We start from the raw sequence: 23,659 nt of genomic DNA on the forward strand, positions 1-23,659 counted from the left end.
GCCCGCGAAGGGCTGCAAAGCAGCCCCAAGACACTGAAGCAAAAGAATTTTTCGGACGACTGGCAAGTCCTCGAACCACCCCGTAAAGAAATGTGTACAAAATCAGCCGATTCCCGTTCGCCTTTCGGAATACGCCCCGGCCTGTCAAAAAAACTTGCCGCTGCCAACGCTGCAAGCCCCCCGCGCCAATCCCCACCACCCTTGCCCAAACCCCCTTGCCCACGGTGTTATAGCCGCTATTGCCGTGTGCAACAGCCGGTCCACAGCGCCTGGCTGACAAAACAACAAATGGAGGCGCCATGTACGCCGATCACTCCGCCTTTGAAGGCCCATACCACAGGATCGCTGCGTTTTTTCCCGAGGAAAGGATGCAACGCGTTGACGCCTGCGCGTTTGCAGGGGTATACAGTGCGCCGCGTTTTACCTGTGACCCCCTTGCGTACCGCGCACTCTTGATCACGCCTGGTTGACCCGCCCCGGCGGCACCTGAGGTCGAGAAACCCAAGGTAACCACCTTGCCCATTCCGCTGCGCCACGAGCGCGGTGGGTCCGATTCCGTCACAGATAAAAACAATGCAGGTGACTTCGTTCATGAGTGGACAAAACATGCATTCAGGCGAGCTCAAGCGGGGCCTGAAGAACCGTCACATCCAGTTGATCGCCCTTGGCGGCGCAATTGGTACCGGCCTGTTCCTCGGCTCGGCAGGCGTGATGAAATCCGCCGGCCCGTCGATGATCCTCGGTTACGCCATCTGCGGCTTCATCGCCTTCATGATCATGCGCCAGCTTGGCGAGATGATCGTCGAGGAGCCGGTGGCCGGCTCATTCAGCCATTTTGCCCACACCTACTGGGGCGGCTTCGCCGGTTTCCTGTCTGGCTGGAACTGCTGGGTGCTGTACATCCTGGTGGGCATGTCGGAGCTGTCGGCGGTTGGCAAGTATGTCCACTACTGGTGGCCGGAAATCCCGACCTGGGTCACCGCAGCCGCCTTCTTCGTGCTGATCAACGCCATCAACCTGATGAACGTGAAGTTCTTCGGTGAAGCCGAATTCTGGTTCGCCATCATCAAGGTGGTCGCCATCGTCAGCATGATCGGCCTGGGCGCCTACCTGCTGACCAGCGGCAGCGGCGGCCCGGAGGCCACCGTCGCCAACCTGTGGTCGCACGGCGGGTTCTTCCCCAATGGCGTCAGCGGCCTGGTCATGGCCCTGGCCTTCATCATGTTCTCGTTCGGTGGCCTGGAAATGCTCGGGTTCACCGCTGCCGAGGCCGACAAGCCCAAGACCGTGATCCCCAAGGCGATCAACCAGGTCATCTACCGTATCCTGATCTTCTACGTGGGTGCGTTGGTGGTGCTGCTGTCGCTGACCCCGTGGGACAACCTGGTGGCCAGCATCGACGCCTCGGGCGGCAGTTATGGCAGCAGCCCATTCGTGCAGGTGTTCTCGCTGCTGGGCAGTGACGTGGCCGCCAACCTGCTGAATTTCGTGGTGCTGACGGCCGCGCTGTCGGTGTACAACAGCGGCACCTACTGCAATGCCCGCATGCTGCTGGGCATGGCCGAGCAGGGCGATGCCCCGGCAGCGCTGGCCAAGGTCGACAAACGCGGCGTGCCGGTGCGCTCGATTCTGGTGTCGGCAGCGGTGACCTTCGTGGCCGTGCTGCTCAACTACCTGATGCCGCAAAATGCCCTGGAACTGCTGATGTCGCTGGTGGTGGCTACCCTGGTGATCAACTGGGCGATGATCAGTTATTCGCACCTGAAATTCCGCCAGCACCTTGACCGCACCGGCCAGAAGCCGCTGTTCAAGGCGCTGTGGTACCCCTATGGCAACTATGTGGTGCTGGCCTTCGTAGTGCTGATTCTCGGCATCATGCTGATGATTCCAGGCATTCAGGTGTCGGTGTACGCGATCCCGATCTGGCTGTTTGCGATGTTCGTGGTGTACATGGTCAAGCCACGTCGGCGGCAGAATACCGGTGGGGTTGCTGGAACCGTAGCCAAGTAAGGCTCTGCAGGATATTGAGAAACCCGAAGCCGGGGACTGGCTTCGGGTTTTTTATTGCCTGTTTGGGCCCTATCGCCGGCAAGCCAGCTCCCACAGGGATCGCATCAGGGCTGACAGGTGTTTGTCAGAAGATATGCAGCGGCTACCCTTGCCAGAAACCATAGAATCTCCTGCAGGTACTGCACAGGGCTTGGGGCCTATGCGGTCGAGGCAGGACTCAGATCTGCTCCAGCAACCACCCCCTGAACGCCCGCAACGACGGTAATGCCTCATTCCTCGGCGGGTAGATCAGGTAGTAACTGCGCTGGCTGGCAAAAGCTGCCCCGGGGCTGTGCAGTTCACCCTTGGCCAGTTCTTCTTCCACGAGAATGCGCGGCACCAGCCCGATGCCGATCCCGGCGCGCACGGCCTGGATCAGGTGCGAGGTGAGCTCGAAACTCGGCCCCAGGCGCATCGCCCGGTGCGGCAGGCCATGGTGGGAAAACCACTCGCCCCAGGCGTGCGGGTTGTTGGCCACGTTCAGCAGCACCTCTTCGCTGATGCTGGCGGGGCTCCAGCCCTGGCGGTCGGCGCTGGCCTGCGGCGGTACGATCACCACCAGTTCCTCGGCATGCAGGCGATGGCAGACCAGCCCGGGCAGGTCGTGGCTGGCCACGCCAATGGCGGCATCGATCTCGCTGGTTTCGAAATTGATGGCTTCGATGCGTGAATGAATGTGCACCAGCATGCCAGGGTGCGCGCTGTAGAACGCATGCAAGCGCGGCAACAGCCACTTGGAGCCGAAGGTGGGCAGGGTGGCCAGGCGCAAGGTGCCGACCCCTGACTGGTAAGCCAGCGCTTGCAGGGTGGCGCTGCGGATGCGCCCCAGCGCCTCGCTGAGCTCGCCCTGGTACAGCCGGCCGACATCGGTCAGCTGCACCTGGCGCCCTTCACGGCGGAACAGGGTCAGGCCCAATTGTTGTTCCAGTGCCTGCACCTGCCGGCTGACCGCGCTCTGGGTCAGCGACAGTTCGGCAGCGGCGCGGGTGTAGCTTTCATGCCGGGCGGCGGCCTCGAATGCCAGCAGCAGCGACATGGACGGAGTCAGGTGGCGGTAATTCATTCATAAAAGTCATTGATAGCGGCAGGATTATCCGTTTGCCCCTGAGCGCAAACTACAGGAACATTGGCTTATACGTCACCCCCGCCTGGTTTGACCCATGCCGGGGCGACAGGAATCCCGTGAATAGCCAATATCAAGAGGCCATCCTTCGATGATCGCCCAGCTGCCAACCGTTGCACCCAGCGCCAACTACCCTGAATTCCTCGAAGCCCTGCGCAACAGCGGCTTCCGTGGCCAGATCAGCGCCGACTACGCGACCCGCACGGTGTTGGCCACCGACAACTCGATCTATCAGCGCCTGCCGCAGGCTGCGGTGTTCCCGCTGGATGCCGACGATGTGGCGCGCGTGGCCACGCTGATGGCCGAAGCACGCTTTCGGCACGTCAAGCTCACCCCGCGCGGCGGGGGCACCGGCACCAACGGCCAGTCGCTGACCGATGGCATCGTCGTCGACCTGTCGCGGCACATGAACAACATCCTCGAAATCAACGTCGAGGAGCGCTGGGTGCGGGTGCAGGCTGGCACCGTCAAGGACCAGCTCAATGCTGCGCTGAAGCCGTACGGGCTGTTCTTCGCCCCTGAGCTGTCCACGTCCAACCGCGCCACAGTCGGCGGCATGATCAACACCGACGCCAGCGGCCAGGGCAGCTGCACCTATGGCAAAACCCGCGACCACGTACTGGAGTTGCACAGCGTGCTGCTCGGTGGCGAGCGCCTGCACAGCCTGCCGATCGATGAGGCCGCGCTGGAGCAGGCCTGTGCCGCGCCTGGCCGGGTGGGCGAGGTGTACCGCATGGCGCGGGACATCCAGCAAACCCAGGGCGACCTGATCGAGCGCACCTTCCCCAAGCTCAACCGCTGCCTGACCGGCTACGACCTGGCGCACCTGCGCGACGAACAGGGCCGTTTCAACCTCAATAGCGTGCTGTGCGGTGCCGAGGGCTCGCTTGGGTATGTGGTCGAAGCCAAGCTCAATGTGCTGCCGATCCCCAAGTACGCGGTACTGGTCAATGTGCGCTACACCAGCTTCATGGATGCCCTGCGCGACGCTAATGCGCTGATGGCGCACAAGCCGCTGTCCATCGAAACCGTGGACTCCAAGGTGCTCATGCTGGCGATGAAGGATATCGTCTGGCACAGCGTTGCCGAATACTTCCCGGCCGACCCCGAGCGGCCGACCTTGGGCATCAACCTGGTGGAGTTCTGCGGGGACGAGCCGGCGCAGGTCAATGCCAAGGTGCAGGCGTTCATCCAGCACCTGCAGAACGACACCAGTGTCGAGCGCCTGGGCCACACGCTGGCCGAGGGTTCCGAGGCCGTCACCCGTGTCTACACCATGCGCAAGCGCTCGGTGGGCCTGCTGGGTAACGTCGAGGGCGAGGTGCGCCCGCAACCTTTCGTCGAGGACACCGCGGTGCCGCCGGAGCAACTGGCCGACTACATCGCCGATTTCCGGGCCTTGCTCGATGGTTACGGCCTGGCCTACGGCATGTTCGGCCACGTGGATGCCGGCGTGCTGCACGTGCGCCCCGCGCTGGACATGAAAGACCCGGCCCAGGCCGCGCTGGTCAAGCCGATTTCCGATGCGGTGGCGGCACTGACCAAACGTTATGGCGGCCTGTTGTGGGGCGAGCATGGCAAGGGCCTGCGTTCGGAGTACGTGCCGGAGTATTTCGGCGAACTGTACCCAGCACTGCAGCGCCTGAAGGGTGCCTTCGACCCGCATAACCAGCTGAACCCGGGCAAGATCTGCACGCCGCCCGACAGCGCCGAAGGCCTGACCAAGGTCGATGGCGTGACCCTGCGCGGCGACCTGGACCGCAGCATCGACGAACGGGTCTGGCAGGACTTCGGCGGCGCCGTGCACTGCAATGGCAACGGCGCCTGCTACAACTACGACCCCAACGACGCCATGTGCCCCTCATGGAAAGCCACCCGTGAGCGCCAGCACTCGCCCAAGGGCCGTGCCTCGCTGATGCGCGAATGGCTGCGCCTGCAGGGCGAAGCGAACATCGACGTGCTGGCTGCGGCGCGTAACAAGGTCTCGTGGCTCAAGGGCCTGCCGGCGCGCCTGCGCAACAACCGCGCACGCAACCAGGGCCAGGCCGACTTCTCCCATGAGGTGTATGACGCCATGGCCGGTTGCCTGGCGTGCAAATCCTGCGCTGGGCAGTGCCCGATCAAGGTCAACGTGCCGGACTTCCGCTCGCGCTTTCTCGAGCTGTACCACGGCCGTTATCAGCGCCCGCTGCGCGACTACCTGATCGGCTCGCTGGAGTTCACCATCCCCTACCTGGCACACGCACCGGGGCTGTACAACGCGGTGATGGGGTCGAAATGGGTGAGCAGGCTGCTGGCCGAAAAGGTCGGCATGGTCGACAGCCCATTGATCAGCCGCTTCAACTTCCAGGCCACCCTGACCCGCTGCCGTGTTGGCGTGGCCACGGTGCCGGCGCTGCGCGAATTGACCCCGGCCCAGCGCGAGCGCAGCATCGTGCTGGTGCAGGATGCCTTCACCCGTTACTTCGAAACGCCGTTGCTTTCGGCGTTCATCGACCTGGCCAACCGCCTCGGCCACCGGGTGTTCCTGGCGCCGTATAGCGCCAACGGCAAGCCGCTGCATGTGCAGGGGTTCCTCGGTGCATTCGCCAAGGCGGCGATCCGCAATGCCAGCCAGCTCAAGGCCCTGGCCGATTGCGGCGTGCCGCTTGTGGGCCTGGACCCGGCCATGACCCTGGTGTACCGCCAGGAGTACCAGAAGGTGCCGGGCATGGAGGGTTGCCCGCAGGTGCTGCTGCCGCAGGAATGGCTGATGAATGTGCTGCCCGAACAGGCACCGACCGCGCCGGGCAACTTCCGCCTGATGGCGCACTGCACCGAGAAGACCAACGTGCCGGCCAGTACCCGCCAATGGGAGCAGGTGTTTGCCCGTTTGGGGCTGAAGCTGGTGACCGAAGCCACTGGTTGCTGCGGTATGTCCGGTACCTACGGGCATGAGGCGCGCAACCAGGAAACCTCGCGGACCATCTTCGAGCAAAGCTGGGCCACCAAGCTGGACAAGGAGGGCGAACCCTTGGCTACCGGGTATTCGTGCCGCAGCCAGGTCAAGCGCATGACCGAACGCCAGATGCGCCACCCGCTGGAAGTGGTGTTGCAGTACGCCCAGCGCTGACCTTCAGCGGCGCGGGCTGCCTTGCAGCCCAGCGCGGCGTCGTTTTACCGCGCCCGGGCCTGTTGAGCCTGCCGATACAGATAAAGGCTCAGCAGCAACCCACAGGCCGCAGCGGCGGCGGCAAACAGAAACATCGAGGCAAACCCGAACCCGGCCGCCACCGCGCCCACCAGAGGCCCGGTTACCCCCAGCGACAAGTCGATGAACAGCGAATACGCCCCCACCGCCGCCCCGCGGTTGGCCGCCGAGACCTGGTTCACTGCCTCAACGCCCAGCGCCGGGAATACCAGCGAAAAGCCAAACCCGCTCAGTGCTGCCCCGGCCAGCGCCAGCTCCGCGCTGGGCGCCAACCACAGCATCAGCAGCCCCAGCGTTTCTACCGCCAGGCAGGCAATGGCCACGCGAAACCCGCCAATCCGGTTGATCAGGTTGCCGAACAGCAGGCGAGCACTGATGAAGCTGGCACCGAACAGGCTCAGTGTCAGTGCGGCGTTGGCCCAGCCCTGGCTGGCGTAATACAGGGTGATGAAGGTGGCGATGGTGCCAAAGCCGATCGAGCCCAGGGCCAGCCCCGAGCCATGCGGGAAGACTTTGCCCAGCACGCTCAGGAACGGCAGGCGCACGCCATGCACGATGGGCGCAGCCTGTTTGGGCCAGGCCAGCAGCAGGCCTACCGCGCACAGCAGGATGATGCTCAGGCCCATGCTCCACAGCCCAAGGCCCTTGACCATCAGTACGCCCAGCGGCGCGCCGATGGCCAGGGCGCCGTAGCTGGCAATGCCGTTCCAGGAAATCACTTTGGCCGTGTTGGCAGCCCCGACCCGGCCGATGCCCCAGCCTATCGAGCCCGAACCCACCAGGCTTTCGGCGCTGCCCAGCACCAGTCGGCCAGCCAGCAGGCAGGCCAGGCTCCACCCGGGCAGGTGGGTCAGGAAGGCGCAGGCCAGCATGAACACGCCGCTGATGCCGCAGCCGGCAAGGCCGTAGATCACGGCTTTCTTGCTGCCGTGGTTGTCGATGATGCGGCTGGCGGTGGGGCGGCTGAGCAGGGTCGCGAGGTACTGCACGCTGATCACCAGGCCGGCGAGGACGGTACTGAAACCCAGGTCGTTGTGTACGTAGCCGGGCAGTACGGCCAGCGGAATGCCGATGTTCAGGTAGCCAATGAAGGTGAACAGAACGATGGAGACGACTTGCAGGGTGACCGCAAGGGGGCGGGGTGAGTCGGGCATGAGGGCCTACATGGGTTCTGGACGGTGTGAAAACGTGCTGACGGGGGTGGCCCGCAGGTCAGCCGTTTTCACACAGTCGGGGATGCGCAGTTAGTCCTGGTCAGCGCTGGATTGATCGTCACCATCCTGCTCGACGGCAGTTGCCGGTTCGGCGTGGGCGGTCACGGTTGGCTCTTCTGGGTTCAGGCTTGGGAAGGGAAGATTCGGGATCTCATGCATCTCGTCGTTCCTCGCAAGTGTGAGTGAAAAGTCTGCGCCAGGCGCGTTTGAAGCTTTACAAAGCTGGGGCAGGATACACAAGTCTGGATGACAGTTTGGTTTTTTTCCCGCTCGCCGGTCGGGTTTGCGGGCGAACAGCGCACAACATCTGGCCGAAAAACGGCGGCTTTGTGGCGCGTTCGCCCGCCAGGCAGGGGTGGGCGCAGGGCAGCGGCCTTGCCGGTGTCAGAGGGGCAGCCGCGGCTTTACTTGCGGCCTTCAGCCGATTCCGCCACCTTGTCGGTGCGCGCGCACATGATGAAGTCGTTGCGGTGCAGGCCCTTGATCGAGTGGCTCCACCAGGTCACGGTCACCTTGCCCCACTCGGTCAGCAGCCCGGGGTGGTGGCCTTCGGCTTCGGCGATTTCGCCGACGGCATTGGTGAACGCCAAGGCGTGCTTGAAGTTCTTGAACAGGAAGACGCGCTCCAGCTCCATATGGCCGTCACGTACTTCGATGTTCCAGTCCGGGATCTCGCGAATCAGTTCTGCCAGCTCTTCGTCGGTGACTTTCGGCGCGTCGGCGCGGCAGGCTTCGCAGTGGGCTTGGTTCAAGGCATTCATGGAGTAGTTTCCGCTTCGAGTTGTTATCGGCAAGGTCGCTCAGGCAGCAACCTTGGGTGGAAATTTAGGCGCATGCAGGCCCAGCTGCATGGCGGTGTGGACCATACCCATGATGTCCTCGTGGGCCAGGTCGAACAGGCGCTTCATGTTCGGCAGCACGAAGTACAGGGGCTGCAGGATGTCGATGCGGTACGGTGTACGCATGGCTTCGACGGGGTCGAAGGCCTGGTGCTCGGGTTCACCAGACAAGCAATATACGGTCTCTTTGGGCGATGAAAGAATGCCGCCACCGTAGATTTTGCAGCCTTGGGCGGTTTCCATCAGGCCGAATTCGATGGTCATCCAGTACAGGCGGGCCAGGTACACCCGTTGTTCCTTGGTCGCGGCCAGGCCCAGCTTGCCATAGGTGTGGGTGAATTCAGCGAACCAGGGGTTGGTCAGCAGCGGGCAGTGGCCAAAGATCTCGTGGAAGATGTCTGGTTCCTGCAGGTAGTCCAACTCCTGCGGGGTGCGAATGAAGGTCGCGACCGGGAAGCGCTTGCTGGCCAGCAGCTCGAAAAAGGTCTGGAAGGGGATCAGGGCAGGTACCCGGGCCACCTGCCAACCGGTGGTGGCGCCCAGCACCTTGTTGATTTCACCCAGCTGCGGAATGCGCTCATGGGGTAGGTTGAGTTGCTCGATACCGTCGAGGTACTCCTGGCACGCGCGGCCTTCGATCACCTTCAGCTGGCGGGTGATCAGGGTATTCCACACAGCGTGCTCTTGCTGGGGATAATCGATAAAACCATGCGCATCGGGCTCGCGGGCCACGTAGTGCGTCTGTTTCATAGGGCTCTCCTGGTGAGGGCTTTCTTGTTATGTACGGCACATACCCAAGCATTAGGCTTTTGCTCACCGCTTTGCACGGGGGCCTGGCTGCGTTGAAACGGCTCACTGGGTGAATTTCGTAACGAAAATTTTACAAATTTCGCGGGAGCGCGGAAAATACGCCGTATTCGGCTGGCGTTTGTTTGGCTTTTGTCAGCTTATCTTTACGAATTTTCTGCGCTGTGTTGAAAAACATCGGCGTTGCGAGAGCCCTCATGCGTATCAAAGTGCACTGCCAGAATCGCATTGGCATCCTGCGGGACATCCTCAACCTGCTGGTCGAGTACGGCATCAATGTGCTGCGCGGCGAAGTGGGGGGTGACCATGGCAACGCCATCTACCTGCACTGCCCGAACCTGGTCAATTTGCAGTTTCAGGCCCTGCGCCCGAAGTTCGAGGCCATTGCCGGGGTGTTCGGCGTAAAGCGCGTGGGGCTGATGCCCAGCGAGCGCCGGCACATGGAGCTGAATGCGCTACTGGGGGCCCTGGACTTCCCGGTGCTGTCGGTAGACATGGGCGGCAGCATCGTTGCGGCCAACCGTGCCGCAGCGCAGCTGTTGGGGGTACGCGTGGACGAGGTGCCGGGCATGCCATTGGCCCGCTACGTCGAAGATTTCGACTTGCCGGAGCTGGTGCGGGCCAACAAGTCGCGTATCAACGGCCTGCGCATCCAGGTCAAGGGTGATGTGTTCCTGGCCGATATCGCGCCGCTGCAGTCCGAGCATGACGAGAGCGAGGCGCTGGCCGGTGCCGTGCTTACCCTGCACCGTGCCGACCGCATTGGCGAGCGCATCTACAACGTGCGCAAGCAGGAGTTGCGGGGTTTCGACAGCATCTTCCAGAGTTCGCGGGTGATGGCAGCCGTGGTGCGTGAAGCGCGGCGCATGGCGCCGCTGGATGCGCCGTTGCTGATCGAGGGCGAGACCGGCACCGGCAAGGAGCTGCTGGCGCGGGCGTGCCACCTGGCCAGCCCGCGCGGGCAGTCGCCATTGATGGCACTCAACTGTGCCGGGTTGCCAGAGTCGATGGCCGAGACCGAGCTGTTCGGCTATGGCCCGGGGGCATTCGAAGGGGCGCGGGCCGAGGGCAAGCTTGGGTTGCTGGAACTGACTGCGGGGGGCACCTTGTTCCTTGACGGGGTGGGGGAGATGAGCCCGCGCCTGCAGGTCAAGCTGCTGCGCTTCCTGCAGGACGGGTGCTTCCGCCGGGTCGGCAGCGATGAAGAGGTATACCTGGATGTACGGGTGATCTGCGCCACCCAGGTGGACTTGTCCGAATTGTGTGCCCGTGGTGAATTCCGCCAGGACTTGTATCACCGCCTTAACGTGTTGTCGCTGCACATTCCGCCTTTGCGCGAGTGCATGGATGGCCTGGAAGGGCTGGTGCAGCATTTTCTTGATCAGGCCAGCCGGCAGATCGGCTGCGCCTTGCCACGTTTGGCGCCGGCAGCCATGGACAAACTTGGGCAGTATCATTGGCCGGGTAATGTAAGGCAGTTGGAGAACGTTTTGTTCCAGGCGGTTTCATTATGCGAAGGCGGCGTGGTCAAGAGCGAGCATATTCGTTTGCCGGATTATGGCGTGCGCCAACCGCTGGGTGATTTTTCGCTGGAAGGAGATCTTTCGCAGATCGTGGGGCGTTTTGAAAAAGCGGTGCTGGAAAGTTTGATGGGCGAGTTTTCCAGTAGCCGGGCACTGGGAAAAAGATTGGGTGTTTCACATGCCACCATTGCCAACAAGTTGAGAGATTATTCACTTAACAAGTCGGGTGATTAGGGGGCGGGCAACAACTTTGGTACTGCTTTAAAGTTACAGGTATTGTGTCGCGAAGGGGCCCCGCAGGGCCCCGATTCAAGGTCTTCACCCGTTAGAGCAGCCGTTCCCCATCACGCGGTATTCGAGGATATGCTTCTGCCCCTGGGAGTCCTCGTAGGTCATGCGCGCTGGCACGACTTCGCACACATTGGGCACTTCGCTCATGGAGATGACGCGGGCAATGTCCAGGTGCTGAGAGTAACTGTATTGTTCAACCGGAATCTGCTCGGCATCTTTGGCTTCATCGGCCAGTGCCGCGCCGCAAAGACTACCCAGTACCAATACCAGTAAAGCTTTCATTTCAAATATACCTGTCTAAGGTCGTGAGGGGGCGCGCGGCGCTTGTGGCGCCGCGTGTACATCAAGTTTCAACTAACCAGATAAAGGGAGATCAACGTGTGCCTTCGTGGGGGCTGTTACCAGTTGTTAATCGCCTTGCCGTTGCTGGCGAAGTGAATTTTATGGCCGCCACCCGGGCCGAAACAGGGGGTGTTTTGATAAAGTCTTTTAACAGAATCTGTAACAATCCTTCGGTCCGTGCGTTCAGCGGCATGCCAGGCAAGCTGTAAGGCCTGCGCCAGAGCCTTCTGCCGGTACGGCCGTACCAAATTACTACCAACGTCGAATGGCTTTTGTTGCTCTGGTACAGTTACAAACGGTCCCATACAAAAACAACTATTACACCGAGGTAACACAGATGAGTGCGGCTCCACTGTATCCCGTTCGTCCCGAGGTTGCGGCCACTACGCTGACCGACGAGGCCACTTACAAGGCCATGTACCAGCAATCGGTGATCAACCCGGACGGCTTCTGGCGCGAGCAGGCCCAGCGTATCGACTGGATCAAGCCGTTCACCAAGGTCAAGCAGACCTCGTTCGACGACCACCACGTCGATATCAAATGGTTCGCCGACGGCACTCTGAACGTTTCCTCCAACTGCCTGGACCGTCACCTCGAAGAGCGCGGCGACCAGCTGGCGATCATCTGGGAAGGTGACGACCCTTCCGAGCACCGCAACATTACCTACCGCGAACTGCACGAGCAGGTCTGCAAGTTTGCCAACGCCCTGCGTGGCCAGGACGTGCACCGTGGTGACGTGGTCACCATCTACATGCCGATGATCCCCGAAGCCGTGGTCGCCATGCTGGCCTGTGCGCGCATCGGGGCGATCCACTCAGTGGTGTTCGGCGGCTTCTCGCCCGAAGCGCTGGCCGGCCGGATCATCGACTGCAAGTCCAAGGTGGTGATCACTGCCGACGAGGGCCTTCGCGGTGGTCGTCGTACCCCACTCAAGGCCAACGTCGACCTGGCGTTGACCAACCCTGAAACCAACAGCGTGCAGAAAATCATCGTGTGCAAGCGCACCGGTGGCGACATCGCCTGGCACCAGCACCGCGACATCTGGTACGAAGACCTGATGAAGGTGGCTTCCAGCCATTGCGCGCCGAAAGAAATGGGCGCCGAAGAGGCGCTGTTCATCCTGTACACCTCGGGTTCCACCGGCAAGCCAAAAGGGGTGCTGCACACCACGGGCGGTTACCTGGTATATGCCGCGCTGACCCATGAGCGCGTGTTCGACTACCGCCCCGGTGAGGTGTACTGGTGCACCGCGGACGTGGGCTGGGTCACCGGCCACAGCTATATCGTCTACGGCCCGTTGGCCAACGGCGCCACCACCTTGCTGTTCGAGGGCGTGCCGAACTACCCGGACATCACCCGGGTGTCGAAGATCATCGACAAGCACAAGGTCAACATCCTCTACACTGCACCAACCGCCATCCGCGCCATGATGGCCGAAGGGCAGGCCGCTGTAGCCGGGGCCGATGGCTCCAGCCTGCGCCTGCTGGGGTCGGTGGGCGAGCCGATCAACCCGGAAGCGTGGAGCTGGTACTACAAGGCCGTGGGCAAGGAGCGCTGCCCGATCGTCGACACCTGGTGGCAGACCGAAACCGGCGGCATCCTGATCAGCCCGCTGCCGGGTGCCACCGGCCTGAAACCAGGGTCTGCGACCCGGCCGTTCTTCGGCGTGGTGCCGGCACTGGTGGACAACCTGGGCAACCTGATCGACGGTGCGGCCGAGGGCAACCTGGTGATCCTCGATTCCTGGCCTGGGCAGTCGCGTTCGCTGTATGGCGACCACGACCGTTTCGTGGATACCTATTTCAAGACCTTCCGCGGCATGTACTTCACCGGCGACGGCGCGCGCCGGGACGAGGACGGTTACTACTGGATCACCGGTCGCGTGGATGACGTGCTCAACGTGTCGGGCCACCGCATGGGCACGGCCGAGATCGAGAGTGCCATGGTGGCGCACGCCAAGGTTGCCGAAGCTGCAGTGGTAGGTGTGCCGCACGACATCAAGGGGCAGGGCATTTACGTGTATGTCACCCTCAATGCGGGTGTCGAGGCCAGCGAGCAGTTGCGCCTGGAATTGAAGAACTGGGTGCGCAAGGAGATCGGCCCTATCGCTTCCCCGGATGTGATCCAGTGGGCGCCTGGGTTGCCCAAGACCCGCTCCGGCAAGATCATGCGCCGCATCCTGCGCAAGATTGCCACCGGTGAGTACGACGCGCTGGGCGATATCTCGACCCTGGCCGACCCTGGGGTGGTGCAGCACCTGATCGATACCCACAAGGCGATGAGCCTGGCATCGGCGTGATGGCGGACCGGCGTGTACGCTGAATGACAGGGGCCGCTTTGCGGCCCATCGCGACGCAAGGCCGCTCCTACAGAAACCCTGCCCGGGCAACCGGCGGGGTTTTTGCTTTACTGTTACCCGACAATCATCGGTAACCGTTGTGTCACCGGTGCCGCACAATGGCGGGGCGCGGGGAAACAAAACCGGCCCATTCCAGTGCAGCTTCATGGCATTTGCAGCCGTGCCGCTCGCCCCACTTGCCGTAATTCGAGGCTTTGCCAATAATAGGCCCAGGAATTGCTAGTTCTATAGGTTCTATTTCTTGCGCTTTTGCATATTTTGCAATGGCTGTCAACATCGCCCGCGGCGGTTTCAGGCGCTTCTATAAGTAGTTGTCGCTTTGAAGAAATATCGACTACCGGGCTGTCGTTAGAATGCCACACACTCGCTCGTGGTATGCGGCCTTGGTCGAACCCTGCGCGGCTCGCGTTGTACTCATTCGCATATCGGGCAGCCGTGATCTGCCTTGTATTGCCCCGTACCGATGGAGTTACCTGATGAAGAAGCTTGCACTGCTTGGCGCCCTGGCGCTGTCCGTGTTTTCCCTGGTGTCGCAGGCCGATGAAAAGCCGTTGAAAATCGGCATCGAGGCCGCCTACCCACCCTTCGCCTTCAAACAGCCCGACGGCAGCATCGCTGGCTTCGACTACGACATCGGCAACGCCTTGTGCGAAGAGATGAAGGCCAAGTGCACCTGGGTCGAGCAAGAATTCGATGGCCTGATTCCGGCGCTGAAGGTGCGCAAGATCGACGCCATCCTGTCGTCGATGTCGATCACCGAAGACCGCAAGAAGTCGGTCGACTTCACCAAGCGCTACTACCTGACGCCGGCGCGCCTGGTCATGAAGGAAGGCACCACCGTCAGCGACAGCCTGGACGAACTCAAGGGCAAGAAGATCGGCGTACAGCGCGGCTCGATCCACGACCGCTTCGCCAAGGAAGTGCTGGGCGCCAAAGGTGCCACCGTCGTGCCTTACGGCACCCAGAACGAAATCTACCTGGACGTGGCAGCCGGTCGCCTCGATGGCACCGTGGCTGACGCCACCCTGCTGGAAGACGGTTTCCTGAAAACCGACGCCGGCAAGGGCTTTGCCTTCGTAGGCCCGGCCTTCACCGACGCCAAGTACTTCGGTGACGGTATCGGCATTGCCGTACGCAAGGGCGACGACGCCAACCGCGAGCGCATCAACAAGGCCATCGACGCCATCCGCGCCAACGGCAAGTACCAGGAAATCGAGAAGAAGTACTTCAACTTCGACATCTACGGTCCAGACTCGAACTAAGACGTCGGGTTTACCTGTGCAATGGTGCAAACAGCAGAGGCTCTGAGGTTTGCACCATTTTTCATTCTCTAGGTCGAGGACCTCATCATGTTGAAAGGCTACGGGGCAGTCATCCTCGACGGGGCGTGGCTGACGCTGCAGCTTGCCCTGTCGTCGATGGCCCTGGCCATCGTGCTCGGCCTGATCGGTGTGGCGCTGCGCTTGTCGCCGGTGCGCTGGCTGGCCTGGCTTGGCGATCTGTATTCCACGGTCATCCGTGGCATTCCGGACCTGGTCCTGATCCTGCTGATCTTCTACGGCGGGCAAGACATCATCAACCGGGTGGCGCCGCTGCTCGGCTACGAAGACTACATCGACCTCAACCCGCTGATCGCGGGCATCGGTACCCTGGGCTTCATCTTCGGTGCCTACCTGTCGGAAACCTTCCGCGGCGCCTTCCTCGGCATTCCCAAGGGGCAGGCCGAGGCGGGGTTCGCCTATGGCATGAGCGCGCGCCAGGTGTTCTTCCGTATCCAGGTTCCGCAAATGATCCGCCTGGCGATTCCTGGTTTCACCAACAACTGGCTGGTGCTGACCAAAGCCACCGCGCTGATTTCGGTGGTCGGCCTGCAGGACATGATGTTCAAGGCCAAACAGGCGGCCGACGCCACGCGCGAGCCGTTCACCTTCTTCCTGGCGGTGGCCGCGTTGTACCTGGTGCTGACCAGTGTGTCGCTGCTGGCCCTGAAGTTTCTGGAGCGCCGCTACTCGGTGGGCGTCAAGGTGGCTGAACTATGATCTTCGACTACAACGTCATCTGGGAGGCGTTGCCGATGTACTTCGGCGGCCTGCTGACCACCCTCAAGCTGCTGGCCATTTCGTTGTTCTTCGGCTTGCTGGGGGCTATTCCGTTGGGCTTGATGCGGGTGTCGCGGCAGCCGGTGGTCAACTTCACCGCCTGGCTCTATACCTATGTGATCCGCGGGACGCCGATGCTGGTGCAGCTGTTTCTGATCTACTACGGCCTGGCCCAGTTCGAAGCGGTGCGCGACAGTGTCGTCTGGCCGCTGTTGTCCAGCGCCACCTTCTGTGCGTGCCTGGCGTTCGGCATCAACACCAGTGCCTACACCGCAGAAATCATCGCCGGCAGCCTCAAGGCCACGCCGCATGGCGAGATCGAGGCGGCCAAGGCCATGGGCATGTCACGCATGAAGATGTACCGCCGCATCCTGCTGCCTTCGGCCCTGCGCCGGGCGCTGCCGCAGTACAGCAACGAAGTGATCATGATGCTGCAGACCACCAGCCTGGCGTCGATCGTCACCCTGATCGACATAACCGGCGCCGCACGCACGGTCAATGCGCAGTACTACCTGCCTTTCGAGGCCTATATCACGGCGGGCGTGTTCTACCTGTGCCTGACCTTCATCCTGGTGCGCCTGTTCAAGATGGCCGAACGCCGCTGGCTCGGCTACCTGGCGCCACGCAAGCACTGACCGCTTTGTGAGAATCGACAGCATGTACAAACTCGAAGTCCAAGACCTGCACAAGCGCTACGGCAGCCATGAAGTACTCAAGGGCGTGTCGCTGGCGGCCAAGGCCGGCGACGTCATCAGCATCATCGGCTCCAGCGGTTCGGGCAAGTCGACCTTCCTGCGTTGCATCAACCTGCTGGAGCAGCCGCACGCCGGCAAGATCCTGCTCAACAACGAAGAGCTCAGGCTGGTCGCTGGCAAGGACGGCGCGCTGAAGGCCGCAGACCCGCGTCAGTTGCAGCGCATGCGCTCGCGGCTGTCGATGGTGTTTCAGCATTTCAACCTGTGGTCGCACATGACCGCGCTGGAGAACATCATCGAGGCGCCGGTGCATGTGTTGGGCGTGAACCGCAAGGAAGCCCTGGAAAAGGCCGAGCACTACCTGGCCAAGGTGGGTGTCGCCCACCGCAAGGACGCCTTCCCGGGGCACATGTCTGGCGGGGAGCAACAACGTGTGGCAATTGCCCGCGCCCTGGCGGTGGAGCCGGAGGTTATGCTGTTCGACGAGCCGACTTCGGCACTCGACCCCGAGCTGGTCGGCGATGTGCTGAAGGTAATGCAGGCGCTGGCCCAGGAAGGCCGGACCATGGTCGTGGTCACCCACGAAATGGGCTTTGCCCGCGAGGTGTCCAACCAGTTGGTGTTCTTGCACAAGGGGCTGGTGGAAGAGACCGGCTGCCCGCGTGAAGTGCTGGCCAACCCGCAGTCGGAACGCCTGAAGCAGTTCCTCTCCGGCAGCCTGAAGTAAAAGCTGCATTTTTGCACCAGAATAGGGCATGCTGCGCGGCGAGCGCGGCCTGACCCGGCGCACAGACTCGAACGACCTCAGGTTTCGGACCGTACCTTATGACCACCCAGCGAATCGGTTTTCTCATCTGGCCCAGCACCAGGCCCTTGACCCTGGCGCTGGCCGAGGAAGTGTTGCAGGTGGCGCAGCGGGTGCATCCGGACGTGGTCTACGAACTGTCGTTCCTGCAGGCCGAGCCTGCGCCGGAAGGTGCCTGGCGCCTGCCAGGCGAGCCCTGGAACGGTGGCCTGGAAGGTTGTCACAAGCTGTTCCTGCTGGCAGACGAGCCACCCGTGGCGGTAGGGGCTGCGTTGTCGGCCGCGCTCAAGCAGCTGGCGCGCAGCGGCTGCATGATCGGGGGGCTTGCAGCCGGTGTGTACCCGCTGGCGATGCTGGGTTTGCTCGATGGTTACCGGGCTGCCGTGCACTGGCGTTGGCAGGATGATTTTGCCGAGCGCTTCCCCAGGGTCATCGCCACCAGCCACCTGTTTGACTGGGATCGTGACCGCCTCACGGCGTGCGGCGGCATGGCCGTTACCGACCTGCTGCTGGCGGTGCTGGCCCGCGATCACGGCGCCGAGCTTGCCGGAGCGGTGTCGGAGGAACTGGTGGTCGAGCGTATCCGCGAGGGGGGCGAGCGCCAACGCATTCCGCTGCAGAATCGTCTTGGCTCCAGCCACCCCAAGCTGACCCAGGCGGTGTTGCTGATGGAAGCCAATATCGAGGAACCGCTGACCACCGACGAAATTGCCCAGCACGTATGCGTCTCGCGCCGGCAGTTGGAGCGCATTTTCAAGCAGTACCTGAACCGCGTGCCGAGCCAGTACTACCTGGAGCTGCGGCTGAACAAGGCGCGGCAGATGCTGATGCAGACCAGCAAATCGATCATCCAGATCGGGCTTTCCTGTGGTTTCTCGTCGGGGCCGCATTTTTCCAGTGCGTACCGCAATTTCTTTGGTGCTACGCCGCGGGAAGACCGTAACCAGCGGCGTAGCAGCAGCCCGTTCGAGTTGAGTTCGGCGCCGGCTGAAAAGGGTTGATAGCTCGGTTGGGGCCGGGGTGTATGCCTTGAGGGTGATGGTGGGGCGGATATCGTGCGCCGCGCTACTAGAACAACGTCATGCACCCGCCACGGCGCGATACCAACGCCTCACACCCGCCCCGGCATAAAAATATCGGCTTGCACCTTCTACTCCTTCATCTCCAGGTGAACACCCGTTCACCCAGCCCCCTCTCTCCCGTACACTGCGCGATTGCGACAGTGTTTGTCGCATTGCCGAAAACCTTGCTAAAACTGGGTTTTGCGCTGTAACAAGTTGTCGCTTGGCCGCAAGGACAGGCGCAGATCAGTCCTTACAATCCCCCCATCGCTCGCCACTTCCAGGCCAGCGTTCCTCTTCAGGAGACTCAGATGTCCGTTGAGCAAGCCCCGGTGCAACGTGCCGATTTCGACCAGGTCATGGTCCCCAACTATTCTCCGGCGGCCTTCATTCCTGTGCGAGGCGAGGGTTCCCGTGTCTGGGACCAGTCCGGTCGCGAGTTGATCGACTTTGCCGGCGGCATCGCGGTAAACGCCCTGGGCCACTGCCACCCGGCGCTGGTCAAGGCCCTGACCGAGCAGGCCAACACCCTCTGGCACGTCTCCAACGTATTCACCAACGAACCGGCCCTGCGCCTGGCCCACAAGCTGGTAAGCGCCACCTTTGCCGACCGTGCGTTCTTCTGCAACTCCGGCGCCGAGGCCAACGAGGCTGCCTTCAAGCTGGCCCGCCGGGTTGCCCATGACCGCTTCGGCCCTGAAAAGCACGAAATCATCGCCACCGTGAACAGTTTCCACGGTCGTACCCTGTTTACCGTCAGCGTCGGCGGCCAGCCGAAGTACTCCGATGGCTTCGGCCCGAAGATCACCGGCATCAGCCACGTGCCGTACAACGACCTGGAAGCGTTGAAGGCACAGATTTCCGACAAGACGTGCGCCGTGGTGATCGAGCCGATCCAGGGTGAGAGCGGCGTGGTGCCGGCCGACAAGGCTTACCTGGAAGGCGCTCGCAAGCTGTGTGACGAGCACAATGCCCTGCTGATCTTCGACGAAGTGCAGACGGGTGTGGGCCGTACCGGCTCGCTGTATGCCTACCAGCACTACGGCGTGACCCCGGATATCCTCACCAGCGCCAAGAGCCTGGGCGGTGGCTTCCCGATCGGCGCCATGCTGACCACCACCGAGCTGGCCAAGCACCTGGCTGTGGGCACCCACGGCACCACCTACGGCGGCAACCCGCTGGGCTGCGCGGTTGCCTGCGCGGTGCTGGACGTGGTCAACACCCCGGAAACCCTGGCCGGCATCAAGGCCAAGCACGCGCGGTTCAAGGCCCGACTGGAGCAGATAGGGCAGAAGTACAGCCTGTTCAGCCAGGTGCGTGGTGTTGGCCTGCTGCTGGGTTGCGTGTTGGCCGAGGCCTGGCAAGGCAAGGCCAAGGACGTACTCAATGCCGCCGAGAAAGAAGGCGTGATGGTGCTGCAGGCCGGTCCGGACGTGGTCCGCTTCGCGCCAAGCCTGGTGGTTGAAGACGCCGATATCGATGCCGGCCTGGACCGCTTCGAGCGCGCCGTTGCCACGCTGACCCAAGGCTGATCCGCCTGCGGTCCCTTCGCCGGCCGCAGCCAAGGTTGTACCAGGCCGGCGATTTGCGATTCCACAGCAGGTGCCCATGCGTCTGCCGTTTTTCCGTGCCGCCATGAGCGGCCCGTATTCCAAAGGAGTGACACCATGCTGGTGATGCGCCCCGCGCAAATGGCTGATCTGAACGAAGTGCAGCGCATGGCTGCCGACAGCCCCATTGGTGTCACCTCGCTGCCGGACGACTCTGCTCGCCTGGGCGACAAGATTGCCGCCTCCGAGACGTCCTTCGCCGCGGAGGTCAGCTTCAATGGCGAGGAAAGCTACTTCTTCGTGCTCGAAGACAGCGAAACCGGCAAGCTCGCCGGCTGCTCGGCCATCGTGGCCTCGGCTGGCTACTCCGAGCCGTTCTACAGTTTTCGCAACGAGACCTTCGTGCACGCCTCGCGCGAGCTGAAGATCCACAACAAGATCCACGTGCTCTCGCTGTGCCATGACCTGACCGGCAACAGCCTGCTGACCAGTTTCTACGTGTTGCCAGAGCTGGTGAACAGCGGCTGGGCCGAACTCAATTCCCGCGGCCGCCTGCTGTTCATGGCTGCGCACCCGGAACGCTTCGCTGACTCGGTGGTGACCGAGATCGTCGGTTACAGCGACGAAAAGGGCGAATCGCCATTCTGGGACGCCATTGGGCGCAATTTCTTCGACCTCAACTATGCCGATGCCGAGCGCCTGTGCGGCCTGAAGAGCCGCACCTTTCTCGCCGAACTCATGCCGCACTACCCGATCTACGTGCCGCTGCTGCCAGACCTGGCGCAGGAAGCCATGGGCCAGGTGCACCCGCGGGCGCAGATCACCTTCGACATCCTCATGCGGGAGGGCTTCGAGACCGAGCACTACATCGACATATTCGACGGCGGCCCAACCCTGCATGCGCGTACTTCGGGCATCCGCTCGATCGCCCAGAGCCGGGTGGCCCCGGTGAAAATCGACGACGCGCCAACCAAGGGCGGGCGCCCGTACCTGGTGTGCAACGGCCTGTTGCAGGACTACCGGGCAGTGCTGCTGGAGCTGGATTGGGTGCCCGGCAAGCCGGTCAGCCTGAGCGTTGCAGCAGCCGAGGCGCTGGGCGTGGGTGAGGGCGCCAGCGTGCGCCTGGTGGCGGCCTGAGGTCTGGCAACAGGCGTTTCGGGATTGATGCGTTAGCAGAGTTTCGCGCCGGCCCATGCCGCCGCACAAGGAGATAGCATGATCGTTCGTCCTGTACGCAGCAGCGATTTGCCTGCGTTGATCGAATTGGCACGCAGCACCGGCACCACCGGGCTGACCACGCTGCCGGCCAACGAAGAGCGCCTGGAGCATCGCGTAGGTTGGGCGGAAAAGAGCTTTCGGGGCGAGGCCGAGCGCGGCGACACCGACTACCTGTTCGTGCTGGAAAACGACGAAGGCCTGGTGGTAGGCATCAGTGCCATCGCCGGTGCCGTTGGCTTGCGCGAGCCTTGGTACAACTACCGGGTCGGCCTGACCGTCAGTGCCTCGCAGGAGCTGAAGATCTACCGCGAAATCCCCACGCTGTTTCTGGCCAACGACCTGACCGGCAACTCCGAGCTGTGCTCGCTGTTCCTGCGCAGCGACTACCGCGCCGGGCTCAACGGCCGCTTGCTGTCGCGGGCGCGCATGCTGTTCATTGCCGAGTTCCCCGAGTTGTTCGGCAAGAAGATCATCGCCGAAATGCGCGGCATGTCGGATGAGCAGGGGCGTTCGCCGTTCTGGGAAAGCCTGGGCCGGCACTTCTTCAAGATGGAGTTCAGCCAGGCGGACTACCTGACCGGCGTGGGCAACAAGTCGTTCATCGCCGAGCTGATGCCGAAGTTCCCGCTGTACACCTGCTTCCTGTCCGACGCGGCGCGCAACGTGATCGGCCGTGTGCACAAGGACACCGAGCCGGCACTGGCCATGCTCAAGCAGGAAGGTTTCACTTACCAGGGCTACGTCGACATTTTCGACGCCGGCCCGGCCATCGAGTGTGACACCGCCAGGATCCGCGCTGTGCGCGACAGCCAGACGCTGGTGCTGGCGGTCGGCACGCCGGGCGATGACGCCACCCCCTACATCATCCACAACCGCAAGCGCGACGACTGCCGTATCACCGCTGCACCTGCGCGCCTGGCCGCCGGAACCCTGGTGGTCGACCCGCTGACCGCCAAACGCCTGCGCATGGGCGCTGGCGACAATGTGCGCGCTGTGCCCATGTCGGCGAGCCGGGAGGGCCAATAAATGACCACGCACTACATCGCCGGCAATTGGCAGGCCGGCCAGGGCGAGCCCCTGCAATCGCTGAACCCGGTCACCCAGGCCGTGATCTGGCAGGGGCAGGGCGCCGACGCCAGCCAGGTCGGCGCCGCCGTTGAGGCTGCGCGCCAGGCGTTCCCAGCCTGGGCGCAACTGAGCCTGGACGCGCGCATCGGTGTGCTGGAGCAGTTTGCCGCACAGTTGAAGGCGCATGCCGAAGCCATGGCCCAGTGCATTGGCGAGGAAACCGGCAAGCCGCTGTGGGAGTCGGCCACCGAAGTGACCAGCATGGTCAACAAGGTGGCCATTTCCATACAAAGTTACCGCGAGCGCACCGGTGAAAAGAGCGGCCCGCTGGCCGATGCCACGGCAGTGCTGCGGCACAAGCCCCATGGTGTGGTCGCGGTGTTCGGCCCTTACAACTTCCCAGGCCACCTGCCGAACGGGCATATCGTTCCGGCGCTGCTGGCGGGCAACTGCGTGGTGTTCAAACCGAGTGAGCTGACCCCCAAGGTGGCCGAACTGACGGTGCACTGCTGGATCGCCGCCGGCCTGCCGGCTGGTGTGCTGAACCTGGTTCAGGGTGGGCGTGAAACCGGTGTGGCACTGGCTGGCGACCCAGGTATCGATGGCGTGTTCTTCACCGGTTCCAGCCGCACTGGCAACCTGTTGCACCAGCAGTTTGCCGGGCGCCCGGACAAGATCCTGGCGCTGGAAATGGGTGGCAACAACCCATTGCTGGTAGACGAGGTCAAGGACCTCGACGCTGCGGTTTACACCATCATTCAGTCGGCGTTCATTTCCGCCGGCCAGCGCTGCACCTGCGCACGTCGCCTGCTGGTGCCCCAGGGTGCCTGGGGCGATGCGCTGCTCGCGCGCCTGGTCGAGGTGTGCAGAACCATCACGGTGGGGGCGTTCGATGAACAGCCGGCACCGTTCATGGGCTCGGTGATTTCGCTGCAGGCCGCGCAGGCGCTGCTGGCTGCCCAGGCCGAACTGGCCGCCAAGGGTGGGGTGAAACTGCTGGAAATGACGCAGCCGCAAGCCGATGCCGCATTGCTTACCCCTGGCATCGTCGATGTCAGCGCTGTGGCGCAGCGCCCGGATGAAGAGTTCTTCGGGCCGCTGCTGCAAGTGGTCCGCTATGCCGATTTCGATGCGGCCATCGATGAAGCCAACAACACCCAGTACGGCCTGGCTGCCGGCTTGCTGTCCGATTCGCGCGCCCGCTACCAGCATTTCTGGCTGCGCAGCCGCGCCGGCATCGTCAACTGGAACAAGCAACTGACCGGTGCAGCCAGCAGCGCACCCTTCGGTGGCGTCGGTGCCAGTGGCAACCATCGCGCCAGTGCCTATTACGCGGCCGACTACTGCGCTTACCCCGTGGCTTCGCTGGAGACTGCCAGCCTTGCCTTGCCGGCCACCCTTACGCCGGGCGTCACCCTATAACAAC

The 23,659-nt window shown here is 62.7% G+C and carries 19 protein-coding genes; 13 read left to right on the forward strand and 6 right to left on the reverse strand.

Annotated features, from left to right (window positions below; genetic code table 11):
* The first annotated feature begins 591 nt into the window (after positions 1 to 591).
* Complete coding sequence (locus APH30_RS12490) at positions 592 to 2,010, forward strand: amino acid permease (RefSeq protein ID WP_177333728.1); 1,419 nt, start codon at positions 592 to 594, stop codon at positions 2,008 to 2,010.
* A 217-nt stretch (positions 2,011 to 2,227) separates the two neighbouring features.
* On the opposite strand, the gene APH30_RS12495 is transcribed toward APH30_RS12490, so the two are convergent.
* Positions 2,228 to 3,112 carry a LysR substrate-binding domain-containing protein gene (locus tag APH30_RS12495; RefSeq protein WP_054912719.1) on the reverse strand — a complete coding sequence of 295 codons (885 nt, stop codon included), beginning with the start codon at positions 3,110 to 3,112 and terminating at the stop codon, positions 2,228 to 2,230.
* A 151-nt stretch (positions 3,113 to 3,263) separates the two neighbouring features.
* On the opposite strand from APH30_RS12495, the gene APH30_RS12500 reads away from it, so the two are divergent.
* The gene (locus tag APH30_RS12500; protein WP_054912720.1) at positions 3,264 to 6,284 is read left to right on the forward strand and encodes an FAD-binding and (Fe-S)-binding domain-containing protein; all 3,021 of its coding nucleotides are present in this window, start codon (positions 3,264 to 3,266) and stop codon (positions 6,282 to 6,284) included.
* Positions 6,285 to 6,328: 44 nt separating this feature from the next.
* Here APH30_RS12500 and APH30_RS12505 read toward each other — a convergent pair whose 3' ends face one another.
* The 4 genes from APH30_RS12505 to phhA all read right to left on the reverse strand — a co-directional run bounded on the left by APH30_RS12505 (position 6,329) and on the right by phhA (position 9,165).
* Entirely contained in the window at positions 6,329 to 7,516 is a 1,188-nt protein-coding gene (locus APH30_RS12505; protein WP_054912721.1) for an MFS transporter, read from the reverse strand.
* A 90-nt stretch (positions 7,517 to 7,606) separates the two neighbouring features.
* Complete coding sequence (locus tag APH30_RS29515; RefSeq protein WP_256222019.1) at positions 7,607 to 7,735, reverse strand: hypothetical protein; 129 nt, start codon at positions 7,733 to 7,735, stop codon at positions 7,607 to 7,609.
* Between the two features lie 245 nt (positions 7,736 to 7,980).
* On the reverse strand, positions 7,981 to 8,337 hold the full coding sequence (locus APH30_RS12510; protein ID WP_009681493.1) for a 4a-hydroxytetrahydrobiopterin dehydratase: 357 nt from the start codon (positions 8,335 to 8,337) through the stop codon (positions 7,981 to 7,983).
* Between the two features lie 39 nt (positions 8,338 to 8,376).
* On the reverse strand, positions 8,377 to 9,165 hold the full coding sequence (phhA, locus tag APH30_RS12515) for a phenylalanine 4-monooxygenase (RefSeq protein WP_009681492.1): 789 nt from the start codon (positions 9,163 to 9,165) through the stop codon (positions 8,377 to 8,379).
* 254 nt (positions 9,166 to 9,419) lie between these two features.
* On the opposite strand from phhA, the gene APH30_RS12520 reads away from it, so the two are divergent.
* Positions 9,420 to 10,979, forward strand: a complete 1,560-nt coding sequence (locus tag APH30_RS12520; protein WP_054912722.1) for a sigma-54-dependent transcriptional regulator — start codon at positions 9,420 to 9,422, stop codon at positions 10,977 to 10,979.
* Between the two features lie 84 nt (positions 10,980 to 11,063).
* Here APH30_RS12520 and APH30_RS12525 read toward each other — a convergent pair whose 3' ends face one another.
* The gene (locus APH30_RS12525; protein ID WP_009681490.1) at positions 11,064 to 11,318 is read right to left on the reverse strand and encodes a DUF2790 domain-containing protein; all 255 of its coding nucleotides are present in this window, start codon (positions 11,316 to 11,318) and stop codon (positions 11,064 to 11,066) included.
* A gap of 397 nt (positions 11,319 to 11,715) precedes the next feature.
* On the opposite strand from APH30_RS12525, the gene acs reads away from it, so the two are divergent.
* The 10 genes from acs (at position 11,716) to astD (ending at position 23,655) form a co-directional block, all read left to right on the forward strand.
* The gene (acs, locus tag APH30_RS12530) at positions 11,716 to 13,677 is read left to right on the forward strand and encodes an acetate--CoA ligase (protein ID WP_009681489.1); all 1,962 of its coding nucleotides are present in this window, start codon (positions 11,716 to 11,718) and stop codon (positions 13,675 to 13,677) included.
* A 536-nt stretch (positions 13,678 to 14,213) separates the two neighbouring features.
* Complete coding sequence (locus APH30_RS12535; RefSeq protein WP_009681488.1) at positions 14,214 to 14,999, forward strand: ABC transporter substrate-binding protein; 786 nt, start codon at positions 14,214 to 14,216, stop codon at positions 14,997 to 14,999.
* Between the two features lie 87 nt (positions 15,000 to 15,086).
* Positions 15,087 to 15,776 (forward strand): ABC transporter permease, encoded by a 690-nt coding sequence (locus APH30_RS12540; RefSeq protein ID WP_054881940.1) that lies wholly within the window; start codon positions 15,087 to 15,089, stop codon positions 15,774 to 15,776.
* Entirely contained in the window at positions 15,773 to 16,471 is a 699-nt protein-coding gene (locus APH30_RS12545; protein WP_054881941.1) for an ABC transporter permease, read from the forward strand. The genes APH30_RS12540 and APH30_RS12545 overlap by 4 nt, the downstream gene beginning before the upstream one ends.
* A 22-nt stretch (positions 16,472 to 16,493) precedes the next feature.
* Entirely contained in the window at positions 16,494 to 17,258 is a 765-nt protein-coding gene (locus tag APH30_RS12550) for an ABC transporter ATP-binding protein (protein WP_009681485.1), read from the forward strand.
* 98 nt (positions 17,259 to 17,356) lie between these two features.
* A complete protein-coding gene (gene argR / locus APH30_RS12555) occupies positions 17,357 to 18,337 on the forward strand; it encodes a transcriptional regulator ArgR (RefSeq protein ID WP_009681484.1) in 981 nt (326 codons plus the stop codon).
* Positions 18,338 to 18,708: 371 nt separating this feature from the next.
* Entirely contained in the window at positions 18,709 to 19,929 is a 1,221-nt protein-coding gene (locus APH30_RS12560; RefSeq protein WP_054881942.1) for an aspartate aminotransferase family protein, read from the forward strand.
* A gap of 135 nt (positions 19,930 to 20,064) precedes the next feature.
* Positions 20,065 to 21,084: an arginine/ornithine succinyltransferase subunit alpha gene (aruF, locus tag APH30_RS12565; protein ID WP_054912723.1), complete on the forward strand. Its 1,020-nt coding sequence runs from the start codon at positions 20,065 to 20,067 to the stop codon at positions 21,082 to 21,084.
* Between the two features lie 78 nt (positions 21,085 to 21,162).
* Positions 21,163 to 22,191, forward strand: coding sequence for an arginine N-succinyltransferase (gene astA, locus APH30_RS12570; RefSeq protein ID WP_054912724.1), 1,029 nt, complete (start codon positions 21,163 to 21,165; stop codon positions 22,189 to 22,191).
* A complete protein-coding gene (gene astD, locus APH30_RS12575) occupies positions 22,192 to 23,655 on the forward strand; it encodes a succinylglutamate-semialdehyde dehydrogenase (RefSeq protein ID WP_054912725.1) in 1,464 nt (487 codons plus the stop codon).
* The last annotated feature ends 4 nt before the right edge of the window (positions 23,656 to 23,659 follow it).

It is taken from the genome of Pseudomonas sp. NBRC 111127 (assembly GCF_001320345.1).
Taxonomy (GTDB): domain Bacteria; phylum Pseudomonadota; class Gammaproteobacteria; order Pseudomonadales; family Pseudomonadaceae; genus Aquipseudomonas; species Aquipseudomonas juntendi.

What these genes read in the sequence shown, in the direction of transcription:
- APH30_RS12490 (WP_177333728.1), top strand. Translation starts at nt 592, where the DNA reads ATGAGTGGACAAAACATGCATTCAGGCGAGCTCAAGCGGGGCCTGAAG.
- APH30_RS29515 (WP_256222019.1), bottom strand. Translation starts at nt 7,735, where the DNA reads ATGCATGAGATCCCGAATCTTCCCTTCCCAAGCCTGAACCCAGAAGAG.
- APH30_RS12545 (WP_054881941.1), top strand. Translation starts at nt 15,773, where the DNA reads ATGATCTTCGACTACAACGTCATCTGGGAGGCGTTGCCGATGTACTTC.
- APH30_RS12550 (WP_009681485.1), top strand. Translation starts at nt 16,494, where the DNA reads ATGTACAAACTCGAAGTCCAAGACCTGCACAAGCGCTACGGCAGCCAT.
- aruF (WP_054912723.1), top strand. Translation starts at nt 20,065, where the DNA reads ATGCTGGTGATGCGCCCCGCGCAAATGGCTGATCTGAACGAAGTGCAG.
- phhA (WP_009681492.1), bottom strand. Translation starts at nt 9,165, where the DNA reads ATGAAACAGACGCACTACGTGGCCCGCGAGCCCGATGCGCATGGTTTT.
- astD (WP_054912725.1), top strand. Translation starts at nt 22,192, where the DNA reads ATGACCACGCACTACATCGCCGGCAATTGGCAGGCCGGCCAGGGCGAG.
- APH30_RS12520 (WP_054912722.1), top strand. Translation starts at nt 9,420, where the DNA reads ATGCGTATCAAAGTGCACTGCCAGAATCGCATTGGCATCCTGCGGGAC.
- APH30_RS12510 (WP_009681493.1), bottom strand. Translation starts at nt 8,337, where the DNA reads ATGAATGCCTTGAACCAAGCCCACTGCGAAGCCTGCCGCGCCGACGCG.
- APH30_RS12560 (WP_054881942.1), top strand. Translation starts at nt 18,709, where the DNA reads ATGTCCGTTGAGCAAGCCCCGGTGCAACGTGCCGATTTCGACCAGGTC.
- APH30_RS12500 (WP_054912720.1), top strand. Translation starts at nt 3,264, where the DNA reads ATGATCGCCCAGCTGCCAACCGTTGCACCCAGCGCCAACTACCCTGAA.
- APH30_RS12535 (WP_009681488.1), top strand. Translation starts at nt 14,214, where the DNA reads ATGAAGAAGCTTGCACTGCTTGGCGCCCTGGCGCTGTCCGTGTTTTCC.
- argR (WP_009681484.1), top strand. Translation starts at nt 17,357, where the DNA reads ATGACCACCCAGCGAATCGGTTTTCTCATCTGGCCCAGCACCAGGCCC.
- APH30_RS12525 (WP_009681490.1), bottom strand. Translation starts at nt 11,318, where the DNA reads ATGAAAGCTTTACTGGTATTGGTACTGGGTAGTCTTTGCGGCGCGGCA.
- APH30_RS12540 (WP_054881940.1), top strand. Translation starts at nt 15,087, where the DNA reads ATGTTGAAAGGCTACGGGGCAGTCATCCTCGACGGGGCGTGGCTGACG.
- APH30_RS12495 (WP_054912719.1), bottom strand. Translation starts at nt 3,112, where the DNA reads ATGAATTACCGCCACCTGACTCCGTCCATGTCGCTGCTGCTGGCATTC.
- acs (WP_009681489.1), top strand. Translation starts at nt 11,716, where the DNA reads ATGAGTGCGGCTCCACTGTATCCCGTTCGTCCCGAGGTTGCGGCCACT.
- astA (WP_054912724.1), top strand. Translation starts at nt 21,163, where the DNA reads ATGATCGTTCGTCCTGTACGCAGCAGCGATTTGCCTGCGTTGATCGAA.
- APH30_RS12505 (WP_054912721.1), bottom strand. Translation starts at nt 7,516, where the DNA reads ATGCCCGACTCACCCCGCCCCCTTGCGGTCACCCTGCAAGTCGTCTCC.